The following is a 12,815-nucleotide window of genomic DNA, read 5'->3' on the forward strand; positions in this document are numbered from 1 at the left end:
GTGGGGGCGCGGGCTGCGTCGCCGGCCGCCGGGCCGGTGGGGGTGAGCGCCGGTGGCGGCTTCCCCGGCCGGGGGCTTGGGCCGATGCCGGACAGCGGGGGTTGGGGGGTACCTTCTCGAAATCGCTTGATAAATTAGTTGCTTCAGATCAAACGTTTTCAAGAAGGGGGTACCGGACCCCGGCCTGTCGGCCGACGGCGCCGCGCCCCGGCGCCCAACTTCCGTCAGTCCGGCGAGGGCCTGGCCCCCGGATGACGGCAGCCGCCACCGGCATCGCGCCCCAGGGGCCCGTCAGTCGGCGGCGTGGCCGCGCCCCGGAACCCCCGCCCCCGCTGCTCAATTTGCGCCGAAGGCGCGAGACGAAACCCGCGTCCAACCAAGCCGCGCAGCCCGGACAACCCGACTCGCCCCGCCATTGACGCACGCCGTGGCGAGATCTTACGGTCGCGTTCGGAGAAACGAGCGCTGGTCGAGATATCGAATAGCCGTGTTGGCCGTGTAGCCGCGTATTCGCGACACCCGAAGAGATGGGCCGCCATGCCGCCGCAAACCGCTTCCGCTTCCTCTGCTGCTTCCACTTCCGTTTCCGCTTCCGCCCGCTTCACCCTCGACCCCGCCTTCGCCGTCGGCGACGTCAACCCCCGCCTCTTCGGCTCGTTCGTCGAGCACCTCGGACGTTGCGTCTACACCGGCATCCACGAGCCGGGCCACCCGGCCGCCGACGAGGCCGGGCTGCGTACCGATGTCCTCGCGCTGATCAGGGAGTTGGGCGTCAGTGTCATCCGGTATCCCGGTGGCAACTTCGTCTCCGGCTACAAGTGGGAGGACGGCGTCGGCCCGGTCGAGGCGCGGCCGCGGCGGCTCGATCTCGCCTGGCGTTCCACCGAGACCAATCGGTTCGGGCTCTCCGAGTACATGGACTTCGTCCGTAAGGTCGACGGCGAGCCCATGATGGCGCTCAACCTCGGCACACGCGGTGTCGCCGAGGCCCTTGAGCTCCAGGAGTACGTCAACCACCCGTCCGGTACCGCGCTCGCGGACCTCCGGATCGGCCACGGCGACAAGGACCCGTACGGCATCAGTCTGTGGTGCCTGGGCAACGAGATGGACGGCCCCTGGCAGACGGGCCACAAGACGGCCGAGGAGTACGGACGGCTCGCCGCCGAGACCGCCCGCGCGATGCGCCAGATCGACCCGGATGTGGAGCTCGTGGCCTGCGGCAGTTCCAACCAGTCGATGCCGACGTTCGCCACCTGGGAGGCGACGGTCCTGCGGGAGACCTACGACCTCGTGGACCACATCTCGCTGCACGCCTACTACGAGGAGCGCGACGGCGACCGCGACTCCTTCCTCGCCTCGGCCGTGGACATGGAGTCCTTCATCGAGAACGTCGTCGCCACCTGCGACCACATCGGCGCCCGGCTGAAGTCGAAGAAGAGGATCAACCTCTCCTTCGACGAGTGGAACGTCTGGTACCAGACCCACCACCACAACGCCGAACCGCCCAACTGGGACGAGGCCCCGCGTCTCCTGGAGGACAGCTACTCCGTCACCGACGCCGTCGTGGTCGGCTCGCTCCTGATCGCCCTGCTCCGCCACGCCGACCGCGTCACCGTCGCCTGCCTCGCCCAACTGGTGAACGTCATCGCTCCGATCATGACCGAACCGGGCGGCCCCGCCTGGCGGCAGACCACCTTCTACCCCTTCGCGCAGGCGTCGGCCCACGGGCGCGGTCGGGTGCTCCAGGTCAACGTCGACAGCCCGACGTACGAGACCGCCGTCCACGGCGAGGTCCCGCTGCTGCACGCGACGGCCGTCCTCGACGAGTCCACCGGCGCGGTGACCGTCTTCGCGGTCAACCGCGACCAGCACCGGCCCCTCCCGCTGGAGATCGCCCTGCACGCGCTGCCGGTGACCCGTGTGGTGGAGCACACCGTCCTGGCGGACGCCGACTCCGAGGCCCGTAACACCCTCGCGGACCCCGAGCGCGTCACCCCGCACCCCGGCGAGGGCACGGCGCTCGCGGACGGCGCCCTGCGCGCCACGCTGGAGCCGCTGTCCTGGAACGTCATCCGCCTGGCCTGAGCCTGATCCTGAGCCCGAGCCGGGACCGGGCACCCGGAATCTGGTGCCCGGCCCCGGCGCGGCAAAGCCGGTCCGCGGCGCTCGCCCTCGGCGGCCTCTCCACGGTCTCCGCCCATGGCACGGACCCGGCCGACTCCGCACGCTCCAACAGCGCACGTGCCACCGCCACACGCCCCGCCGCCGAGACCACCCCCATCGGCTTCGGCGCCGGCACCACGGGCGGCGGGAACGCCACCGCCACCACCGTGACCTCCCTGGACGCCTTCAAGGCCGCCGTCACGGGCGACAAGGCCAAGGTGGTCAGGGTCTCCGGGCTGATCTCCCTCACCGGTCAGGTGGACATCGGCTCCAACACCACCGTGCTGGGTGTGGGCTCGGGCTCCGGTTTCACCGGCGGCGGACTGCGGCTGAAGGAGTCGACGAACGTCATCGTCCGCAACCCCAACATCAGCAAGCCCCGAAAGCCGTCCGACGGCATCACCATGCAGAAGTCGACAAAGGTGTGGATCGACCACAACACCTTCTCGGCCGACCGCGAGCACGACAAGGACTGCTACGACGGTCTGCTGGACATCAACCACGGCTCGGACAACATCACCGTCTCCTGGAACAAGTTCGCCGACCACTTCAAGGGCAGCCTGGTCGGCCACAGCGACAACAACGCGAGCGAGGACACCGGTCACCTCAAGGTGACGTACCACCACAACTGGTTCACCAATGTGTACTCCCGCATCCCCAGCCTGCGCTTCGGCACCGGACACTTCTACGACAACTACGTCCAGGGCGCGGAAACCGGAGTGCACTCCCGGATGGGCGCGCAGACGCTGGTCGAGAACAACGTCTTCCGTGACACCGAGGTGGCCGTCACCACCAGCCGGGACAGCGATGTCGACGGCTATGCGGTGCTGCGCGGCAACGACCTGGGCGGGGCGGCCACCGAGATCTCCCGGACGGGCGGCTTCACCACCCCGCCGTACGCGTACACGGCGGAACCGGCGTCCTCCGTCGTGGCGACCGTCACCGCCCAGTCGGGCGCGGGCAGGCTCTGAAAGCCGTCAGCCCCCGGTCGTCGCGGTGCCGGCGTGCACGTCAGGGGAGTCGGAGTCGACTTCTCCTGGCACCCCCCGACGTGTCACACCGGGCCAGTAGGCTTCGGCCCATGCGTGATCTTGTGAGTGGCTTCGGCTATCTGATGAAGGGGCAGCGCTGGGTGGCCCGGCACGGGAGATGGTGGGGGTTCGGGATGATTCCCGCCCTGATCACCCTCGTCGGATACGCGGCGGCCCTCGTCGCCCTCTTCCTCTGGACCGATGACGTCATCGCATGGGCCACGCCCTTCGCCGACGACTGGTCCTCACCCTGGCTCGGCATCTTCCGCGGCGCGCTCTCGATCCTCTTCGCCGCCATCTGCCTCTTCCTCGCCATCATCACCTTCACCGCGGTCACGCTCCTGGTCGGCCAGCCCTTCTACGAGTCGCTCTCCGAGGAGGTCGACCGCTCCGAGGGCGGCGCGGTCCCCGAGTCCGGGATGTCGGTCTGGGCGGAGGTGTGGATCGGCCTGCGCGAGGCCATCGTGCTGCTCATCCGCGTCACCCTCTGGAGCGTGCTCTTCTTCGCGCTCGGCTTCATCCCGGGCGTCGGCCAGACCGTGATCCCCGCGCTGGCCTTCTGTGTGACCGCCTTCTTCCTCACCGAGGAGCTGACCTCGATAGCCCTGCTGCGCCGCGGCATCCTGCTGACGGAGCGCCGCCGCATGCTGCGCTCGCGCCGCCTGCTCTCCCTCGGCTTCGGCGTCCCGCTGTCCGTCCTCTTCCTCCTCCCCCTGGTCGCGGTCTTCCTGATGCCGGGCGCCGTCGCGGGCGCGACCCTGCTGGTGCGCGATCTGACGGGCGAGGACGAGCCCGCACCGCAGGGCGAGACCGCGGCGGGCGCCTTGAACGGCGCCAACGGCGGGTCGTAGCGACGTACGGCCATGCGGTGCACGGTCCCCGCGACGGCCATACGGCGTACGACCCCGTTACAACAGCCAAGCGACACACGCCAAGCGGCGCACAACCCCCGTGACAACCAAGCGGCATACGGCCGACCGGCTACCGCCCCGCGCTCCCGGGCGCTGGCCACCACCCTGCCCGCTCGACCGGGGTCGCGGGCGAGCCGGTGATCCGCGGGACCACATCGGTCACCGCGGACACCTCGCCCTTCGAGATGGCCTGGTACCACGAGATCCAGCTCTCGATCTGCACTCCGCTGATGTCCTGCCGCCACCGCCGTGCGAAGGCTTCCTCCACGCTCTCGGGGACATAGCGATAGGGCCGCCCGGTGGCCGTGGCGATCCGGGAGACCATCTCCTCCAGGGTGAGGGCCTCGGTGCCGGTGACCTCCAGGGTCGCCCCGTCGTGTTCGGAGCGGGGTCCGTCGTCCAGGGCGACGGCCGTGATCACATCGGCGATGTCGTCGTGGGTGACGAAGGCGGCCCGGCCGTCGCCTCCGGGCCCGCTCACCACGAGTTCCTCATCGGCGAGGGCGGCCGGTGTGGACGCGTAGATGCCCGCCCTGAACACCGTGTGGCGTACCCCGGACTCCACCAGGAACCGCTCGGTCAGCCAGTGGTCGCGTGCGTTGCGGTAGGTGGCGGTGGGCCCCGCCCCGATGAGGGACACATACAGCACCCGCCGCACCCCGACCGCCACCCCGGCCTCGACCGCGGTGGCGTGCTCCTCCAGCCGCCGCCCCAGGGGACGCCCCGAGACCAGCACGAGCGTCGACGCGCCCGCGAGCGCGGTGCGCATCGCGGACGCGTCGGCGTATGCGGCCGGCCCCCGCCGCTCGGCCCCCGGCAGTTCGGGGACGCGATCGGTGTCGCGCCCCACGAGCAGTTGGGGAACGCCGCGCTCGGCGAGCCTGGCCGCGATCCGACTGCCCAGCGCCCCGGTGACGCCCGTGACCGCCACCGTGGCGCGTGCCTGCTCAGACATGAGCCTTCCTTCCGCGTTCAATGTACGAAGTATCTCGTACATCGCAGTGGATCACGCATGCAGGTACGAGGCAAGTCGTACAGGGGGCGTCACGGGGCCCGCCCGTCTCAACGGGTCGTCGTCGCGACCACGGTGAGGACCGAGCGGACCTGGGCGGTGATGGCCTCGCGGTTACGGACGAAGTCGGGGTCGGTGACCTGGCCGGTGGCGGGGTCCGTGTTGCCCGCGCCGAACTGGAGGACCGGGGTGTGCAGATGGCCGCCCGGGGCCTTCAGCCCGACCGCGTCGCGCAGCAGCGTGGCGCGGTAGGCGATCTCGTTGGAGAGGTAGTCGCCGCCACCGCCCGCGCGTGCCGTCGAGCCGGCCGTCGGGCCGTCCGGGCGGACCACCGGGGTCGTGGCGCCCGCCGGGATCTCGGTGACCTCGGTGTGGTCGTAGACGGGAACGGGACCGGTGGCCGCCGCGACGATCTTCTCGTAGGGGAGCGTGGTCGTCGTCCACTGCGGCTGCGGGTTCGGGGTCGGGACACCGGCCGGGATGGGGACGGTCTCGGTGCGGGAGACATTGGCGTTGTCCGGGTAGCCGCCCCGCCAGGCGCCGTTGGTGCGCTCGACGTCGAAGCGGCCCGCCCGGCCCTGGCTCACCGTCATGAACGCGTCCACCCGGCGCGGACCGGGACCGAAGGAGGGCAGCAGGGTCCGCTCGACCGTGCCGTCCGCGAAGTCCGCCCAGCGGACGGGGAAGACGGTGGTCTCGACGCGGGCTGTGCCGCTGTCCGTGCGGATCGTCGTCCCGTCCAGCGCGAGCGCCGCCGCGCCGGAGGGGTTGGAGCGGCGTACGTCGGCGTCCAGCTGGAACGGGTCGAAGCCGGTGACCACGATGCGCTTGATCTTCGTACCGGCCGGGAGGTCCAGCGAGTCCTGTCCGCGTGAGGTGCGCTCCAGCGCGGCGAGGAGCGCGGCGCGGCGGGCGTCGGTGAGCGGGAAGCCCGGCTGCCACTGCCCGAGCGCGCGGGTCATCCCGAGCCGCGCCCAGTACAGCGGCCGGTCGTCGCCCCTGCTGAGGTCCCCGCCCGCGGGCCCCCGGCCCTGGACGCGGTCCACGGCACGCCGCCACAGCGCCCGGCCGTCACGGGTGATCACGCGCTCGGCCTCGGCGGTGGAGTGCGTGCCCGCCAGGGCGCGGGCGAAGTCCGGTGCCACATCGCCGAAACCGCTGCGGCGCAGGATCTCCTGGGGCGCGGCCTGGTCGAGCCGCTGTTCCTCGACGGTGGGGGCGACGGTGGGGGCGATGGCGTCGGCTGCGGCCGTCGTCGGCGTGGCGAGGGCCAGGGGAGCGGCGGCGAGCAGGGCGGCGCCGAGCAGGGCGAGCCGGGGGCGTATCGGTCTCATACGGGGGTCCTCTCGGGTGAGGAGTGACGGATGACGGATGACGGGGGCCGGAGGCCGGGGGACTGCGGGAGACGGCAAACCCTCCCGTCCCGTGCTCTTGAGCACAGGACGGGAGGGGAACCGATGAACTACAGGGCCGCGCGCGGCGGAGCCGCTCAGCGCGTGGAGAACGAGTGCACCGTCGTCGACCGGTAGGTCTGCCCCGGCCGTAGCACCGTCGACGGGAACGACGGCTGGTTCGGCGAGTCCGGGAAGTGCTGGGTCTCCAGGGCGAAGGCGTCGCCCTGCCGGTAGACCCGCCCCGACGTGCCCGCGAACGTGCCCGTCAGGAAGTTGCCGGTGTAGAACTGCACACCGGGCTCGGTCGTGGCGATCCGCATCACCCGGCCGGACTCCGGCTCGGTCACCGTCAGGAAGTGCTCCGGACGGCTCGTGATGCCCTTGTCCAGCACGAAGTTGTGGTCGATCCCCTGTCCGTAGAGCACCTGCTGATGCGCCTCCCGGATGTCCCGGCCGATCTCCTTGGCGCGGCGGAAGTCGAACGGGGTCCCGGCCACCCTGGCGAGTTCGCCGGTGGGGATGAGGGTCTTGTCGACCGGGGTGTAGCGGGCGGCGGCGATCTCCAGCCGGTGGTCGTAGACGGAGCCGCCGCCCTCCCCGGCGAGGTTGTAGTACGTGTGGTTGGTGAGGTTCACGACCGTCGCCTTGTCGGTCGTGGCCTCGTAGTCGATGCGGAAGTCGCCCGCCACCGTGAGCGTGTAGTCCACCCGCACGGTGAGCGTGCCGGGGTAGCCCATCTCGCCGTCGGGGCTCACCCGGCGCAGGGTGAGCCCCACGTCCGCGCCCTTGCGGAACGCCTCCACGGACCAGACGTGCTTGTCGAAGCCCTTGTCGCCGCCGTGCAGGCTGTTCGGCCCGTCGTTGATCGGCAGCTGGTACTTCTTGCCGTCCAGAGTGAAGGTGCCGCGTGCGATGCGGTTGCCGTAGCGGCCGATGAGGGCGCCGAAGTACGGGCTGTCCGCCACATAGGAGTCCAGGTCGTCGAAGCCGAGCGAGACATTGGCGCGGCGGCCGTGGCGGTCGGGGATCTCCAGGGCCTGCACGATGCCGCCGTAGCTGAGCACGCGCAGCCGGGTGCGGCCGTTCTCGATCGTCCAGCGGTCGACCGCGGTGCCGTCCTCGAGCGTGCCGAAGTGCTCCTTCACCGCGCCTCCCCGGCCCGCGGAGTCCGCTCCGCGCCCGGCGCTCTCCTCGCTCACCGCTCCTCCTCCGCCCTTCGCGTAGGCGGTGCCGGTCGTGGCGGCCGAAGCCGCCAGTCCGGCCGCCGCCGCCGTGATCACCGTGCGTCTGCTCGTGGTCATATGCGGCTCCATAAGGCTAGTTCCATGAGGGACAGCTGATGGGTTACGACCCGACCTTGCGCTTGTTCCAGACATCGAAGCCGACTGCGGCCAGCAGCACCAGACCCTTGATCACCTGCTGGTAGTCGGTGCCGATGCCGACCAGGGACATACCGTTGTTGAGCACGCCGAGCACCAGACCACCGATGATCGCGCCGAGCACCGTGCCCACGCCGCCGCTGGCCGAGGCGCCGCCGATGAACGCGGCGGCGATGGCCTCGAGTTCGAAGTTGAGGCCCGCGCTGGGGGTGGCGGAGCCCAGCCGGGCGGCGAAGACCAGACCGGCGAGGGCGGCCAGCACACCCATGTTGACGAAGACCATGAAGGTGACGCGCTTGTCCCGGACACCCGAGAGCTTGGCCGCCGGCTGGTTGCCGCCGAGGGCGTACACATGCCGCCCCACCACGGTGTTGCGCATCACGAAGCTGAAGAGGACGAAGAGCACGGCCAGGATCAGCAGCCCGTACGGCGCCCCGTGCCAGCTGGAGAGCGTCATGGTGAACGCCATCACGGCGGCCACGATCGCGGCGCACTTGACGAAGAACAGCCCCAGCGGCACCATGTCCAGCTCATAGGCGGCCCGCTGCTGCCGGGCGCGCCACTCCTGCCAGACGGCGGCGGCGCAGACGACCAGGCCGATCACCATCGTGGGGTTGTGGTACTGCGTGTACGGGCCCATCTCCGGGATGAAGCCGGTGCTCAGCTTCTCGAAGCCGTCGGGGAACGGCGACAGGGACTGACCGTCCAGCAGGATCTGGGTGCCGCCGCGGAAGGCCAGCATTCCGGCCAGGGTGACGATGAAGGACGGGATGCCTATGTACGCGATCCAGAAGCCCTGCCACGCCCCGGCGGCCGCGCCGATCAGCAGGCAGAGAACGACCGCGAGGCCCCACGGCATATCGTGTTTGATCATCATCGCGCCGGCGGCCGCGCCGACGAAGGCGACGAGCGATCCGACCGACAGATCGATATGCCCCGCGATGATCACGATCATCATGCCGATCGCGAGGATGAGGATGTAGCCGTTCTGCTGCACCAGGCTGGTGACGTTGCCGGGCCGCAGCAGGATGTCGTCGGACCAGATCTGGAAGATGACGATGATCAGGGCGAGCGCGACCAGCATTCCGTACTGCCGCATATTGGACCGCAGGCCCTGGAGCAGCAACGTCCCGACGCTGGGCGAGCCCTCGGCCGGCGGTGGGGCCGGGCTCTCGGTCTTCTGGGTGGCCGTGCTCATCCTTCGTCTCCTCTGTCCCTTGTCATATGGCGCATCAGGACTTCCTGGTTCGCCTCGGCCCGGGGAACCTCCCCGGTCAGCCGCCCGGCCGCCATCGTGTAGATCCGGTCGCACATCCCCAGCAGCTCGCCCAGCTCGGAGGAGATGAAGACGACGGCCTTGCCCTGCGCCGCCAGGTCGTTGATGACCGTGTAGATCTCGTACTTGGCCCCGACGTCGATGCCGCGGGTCGGCTCGTCGAGGATCAGCACCTCCGGACCTGCGAAGATCCACTTGCTGAGCACGACCTTCTGCTGGTTGCCGCCGCTGAGCCGGCCGACCCGCTCGAAGACCGTGGGTGCCTTGATGTTCATCGTCTTGCGGAACCGCTCGGCGACCCGGGACTCCTCGTGCTCGTTGACCAGACCGCGGCGCGCCACCTTGCCGAGCGAGGAGAGCGAGACGTTGCGGCTGATGGTGTCCTCGAGGTTCAGCCCGTAGCGCTTGCGGTCCTCGGTGACGTACGCGATGCCGTGGTCGATGGCCTCCGGGACGGTACGGGTGCGGACCTCCTGGCCGTCCCGGAACACCCGGCCGCCCGAGTAGCGCCCGTAGGTCCGGCCGAAGACGCTCATGGCGAGTTCGGTGCGGCCGGCGCCCATCAGCCCGGCGATGCCGACGATCTCCCCGCGCCGCACGTTCAGCGACACCCCGTCCACAACCTTGCGCTGCTGGTCGATGGGGTGGTGGACGGTCCAGTCCTCGATGGCCATGGCCACCTCGGAGGCGTCCTCGCCCTCGTACGGGGTGCGGTCGGGGAAGCGGTGGTCGAGGTCGCGGCCGACCATGCCGCGGATGATGCGGTCCTCGGAGACCTCGGGGGCCGCCTCGGGCGTCTCCCGGACGGTCAGCGTCTCGATGGTCTGGCCGTCGCGCAGGATGGTGACGGAGTCGGCGACACGGCGGATCTCATTGAGCTTATGGGAGATCAGAATGCAGGAGATGCCCTGCGCCTTGAACTCCAGCAGCAGATCGAGGAGTTTTCCGCTGTCCTCATCGTTGAGCGCCGCTGTCGGCTCGTCCAGGATGAGCAGCTTCACCTCCTTGGAGAGCGCCTTGGCGATTTCCACCAGCTGCTGTTTGCCCACGCCGATATCGGTGACGCGGGTCTGCGGGGAATCCGTCAGACCGACCCGCTTCAGCAGCGCGGTCGCGTGTCTGAGCGTTTCGTTCCAGCTGATGAGGCCGCGCCTGGAGTGCTCATTGCCGAGGAAGATGTTCTCGGCGATGGACAGATAGGGGATCAGCGCGAGTTCCTGGTGGATGATGACGATGCCGCGCTGCTCGCTCGCGCGGATGTCCCTGAAGGCGCAGGTCTCGCCCTCGAAGAGGATCTCGCCTTCGTAGCTGCCGTGCGGATGGACGCCGCTGACCACCTTCATCAGGGTGGACTTTCCGGCGCCGTTCTCCCCGCAGAGGGCATGGATCTCGCCCTCGCCGACCTGGAGATTGACATTGGAGAGCGCCTTCACACCGGGGAACGTCTTGGTGATGGAGCGCAGTTCGAGAATGGTGCTCATAGCCCGGTACCGCCCTACTTCAGCTGCGACGCGGTGTAGTAACCCTGGTCCACCAGCACCTGGGTGTTGGACTTGTCGATGCTGACCGGGTTGAGCAGATAGGTCGGCACGACCTTCTTGCCGTTGTCGTACGACTTGGTGTCGTTGATCGGGGCCTTGCCGCCGGTGAGCTCCGCCTTGGCTATCTGCACGGTCGCCTTCGCCAGCTTGCGCAGGTCCTTGTAGATGGTCTGTGTCTGCTGGCCCCGGATGATGGACTTCACGGAGGCGAGCTCGGCGTCCTGCCCGGTCACCACCGGGAACGGCTTGGCCTTCGTGCCGTAGCCGGCGCTCTTGAGCGCCGAGAGGATGCCGATGGACATGCCGTCGTACGGCGAGAGGACGGCGTCGACGTCCTCGGTGCTGTACGACTTGTTGAGCAGGTCCTCCATGCGGTCCTGCGCCGCGCTTCCGCTCCACTTCTCGGTGTAGAGCTGGTTGAGGCTCGTTTGCTTGGAGCGGACGATCAGCTCACCCTTGTCCATGTACGGCTTGAGCACGCTCATCGCGCCGTTGTAGAAGTACCGGGTGTTGTTGTCGTCCGACGAGCCGGCGAACAGCTCGATGGAGAACGGGCCCTTGCGCCCCTTGGCCAGCCCCAGCTTGTCGACGATGTACTGGCCCTGGAGCCTGCCGACCTTCTCGTTGTCGAAGGTCGCGTAGTAGTCGACGTTCGGCGTGCCCAGCAGCAGCCGGTCGTAGGAGATCACCGGAATGTTGGCGTCATGGGCCTGCTTCAGGACGTCGTTGAGCGCCCCGCCGTTGATCGGCGCGATCACCAGCAGCCGGTGGCCCTTGGTGATCATGTTTTCGAGCTGGGCCACCTGGGTGCGGACGTCGTCCTCGCCGAACTGCAAGTCCGTCTTGTAGCCCGCCGCCTGGAACTGCTTGGCCACATTGCGGCCGTCGGTGATCCACCGCTCGGAGGACTTCGTCGGCATCGCGATGCCGATCGTTCCTCCCTTTTCCTTGCTCTTGTACCGGCTGCCGCCGACCGCTTCCTGGCCGCAGGCCGTGGCGGTCAGCGAGAGCGCGAGGAGGCCGGCGCCTATCGCCGCGGCTCGTGCTCCTCTTACCGTGCGCATGGTGTTGGGGTCCTTCCCTGGAGCGTCGTTGCGTCGGGATGTCGGGACGTCAGGATTCGCGATGGTCCGCGTCGGCGGTGAAACGCCGCAGCGGACCTGGCAGCCGGGAGCCGAGCGGGGACATCCCGCCGTCCGCGCCCAGCCGGGTGAGCAGGTCGAGCACGAGCCGCCCGCGACGCACCCGCTCACGGGCGCTGCCCAGCGCCACGTCCCGCAGCTGGGCGCCGTACGGGTAGATCCCCGGGGATTTGCTGAGCCCGAACTTCAGATAGATGGGGGCGCCGCGCCGGATCAGCTCCGCCGCGTCATAGAGGCGGACATAGCCGCCGAGGTCGTCCGGGGCCTCGACGTAGAAGTCCATCGGGGCGCGGGAGACCCGGCGGATCTCGGTGAGGTGCTCCAGCGTCAGGTCCGACGGGATGTTGATGGAGTCGGCCCCGAGCTGCTCGTACACCGCGAACGAGGCCGGGTTGACCGGGCCGACCAGCGCGGACAGCTTGAAGGTGGTGTCCGCGGGCAGCTCGCCGCGCTGCCGCAGCCGGTTCAGCAGCCACAGCACCCCCTCGTCCGCGACCAGCAGGCACTTCACACCGAGTGAGACCGCGCGCAGCGCGTCCTCCACACATCCGGCCACCGCGTCATGGCCACGGGCGCGCAGCCCCCCGCCGCCGGAGTCGGAGCGGGTGGCGGCGCCGATGTCCCAGGTGCCGCGGGGGCCGGTGAACAGGCACAGCTCGGCGTTCCGCTCGGCGCAGCACTCCACCATCTCGGTGATCTCGGCATCGGTGAGCATCCAGACGCCGCTGCCCTGGCTGATCCGGTGGATCGGCACATCCAGCCGCCCGGCCTCCTTGAACACGGTGGCCAGCGCCTCCGGACCCTCGACGGACGGGATCTCGGTGCGCCAGGTGCCGCCGTCGGGGAAGGTGTGCGCGGAGGCGTCGGCGGGGTCGGGGGCGGGCGCGGCGTGGCCGAGCGGGGCGAGGGCCGCGTCGGCGGGGCGGCGGGGGCCGGGAGAGGCGGATGAGGCGGCGGTCACGGTGC

10 protein-coding genes are annotated in these 12,815 nt (G+C 69.7%); 3 read left to right on the plus strand and 7 right to left on the minus strand.

The features are described from left to right. Window positions 1-537: 537 nt before the first annotated feature. From arfA to NQU54_RS15715, 3 genes are all read left to right on the plus strand, one after another. Window positions 538-2,085 (plus strand): arabinosylfuranosidase ArfA, encoded by a 1,548-nt coding sequence (gene arfA / locus NQU54_RS15705; protein WP_257631608.1) that lies wholly within the window; start codon window positions 538-540, stop codon window positions 2,083-2,085. Window positions 2,086-2,123: 38 nt separating this feature from the next. Beyond that, window positions 2,124-3,134 carry a pectate lyase family protein gene (locus NQU54_RS15710; protein WP_257631717.1) on the plus strand — a complete coding sequence of 337 codons (1,011 nt, stop codon included), beginning with the start codon at window positions 2,124-2,126 and terminating at the stop codon, window positions 3,132-3,134. Between the two features lie 110 nt (window positions 3,135-3,244). After that, on the plus strand, window positions 3,245-4,045 hold the full coding sequence (locus tag NQU54_RS15715; RefSeq protein WP_257631609.1) for an EI24 domain-containing protein: 801 nt from the start codon (window positions 3,245-3,247) through the stop codon (window positions 4,043-4,045). A gap of 130 nt (window positions 4,046-4,175) precedes the next feature. Here the strand turns inward: NQU54_RS15715 and NQU54_RS15720 are convergent, their stop codons facing one another. From NQU54_RS15720 to NQU54_RS15750, 7 genes are all read right to left on the minus strand, one after another. Beyond that, window positions 4,176-5,060, minus strand: a complete 885-nt coding sequence (locus NQU54_RS15720) for an NAD(P)H-binding protein (protein WP_257631610.1) — start codon at window positions 5,058-5,060, stop codon at window positions 4,176-4,178. Window positions 5,061-5,167: 107 nt separating this feature from the next. Beyond that, entirely contained in the window at window positions 5,168-6,451 is a 1,284-nt protein-coding gene (locus NQU54_RS15725) for a pyroglutamyl-peptidase I (protein ID WP_257631611.1), read from the minus strand. A gap of 155 nt (window positions 6,452-6,606) precedes the next feature. Further along, on the minus strand, window positions 6,607-7,812 hold the full coding sequence (locus NQU54_RS15730; protein ID WP_257631612.1) for an aldose epimerase family protein: 1,206 nt from the start codon (window positions 7,810-7,812) through the stop codon (window positions 6,607-6,609). Between the two features lie 43 nt (window positions 7,813-7,855). Next, a complete protein-coding gene (mmsB, locus tag NQU54_RS15735) occupies window positions 7,856-9,088 on the minus strand; it encodes a multiple monosaccharide ABC transporter permease (RefSeq protein ID WP_257631613.1) in 1,233 nt (410 codons plus the stop codon). Further along, window positions 9,085-10,647 (minus strand): multiple monosaccharide ABC transporter ATP-binding protein, encoded by a 1,563-nt coding sequence (mmsA, locus tag NQU54_RS15740; RefSeq protein ID WP_257631614.1) that lies wholly within the window; start codon window positions 10,645-10,647, stop codon window positions 9,085-9,087. The genes mmsB and mmsA overlap by 4 nt, the downstream gene beginning before the upstream one ends. A gap of 14 nt (window positions 10,648-10,661) precedes the next feature. Continuing rightward, on the minus strand, window positions 10,662-11,771 hold the full coding sequence (gene chvE / locus NQU54_RS15745) for a multiple monosaccharide ABC transporter substrate-binding protein (RefSeq protein WP_257631615.1): 1,110 nt from the start codon (window positions 11,769-11,771) through the stop codon (window positions 10,662-10,664). Between the two features lie 49 nt (window positions 11,772-11,820). Continuing rightward, complete coding sequence (locus NQU54_RS15750) at window positions 11,821-12,810, minus strand: hypothetical protein (protein WP_257631616.1); 990 nt, start codon at window positions 12,808-12,810, stop codon at window positions 11,821-11,823. Between the last annotated feature and the right edge of the window lie 5 nt (window positions 12,811-12,815).

Source organism: Streptomyces malaysiensis subsp. samsunensis, assembly GCF_024519315.1.
In the GTDB taxonomy this organism is placed as follows: domain Bacteria; phylum Actinomycetota; class Actinomycetes; order Streptomycetales; family Streptomycetaceae; genus Streptomyces; species Streptomyces malaysiensis.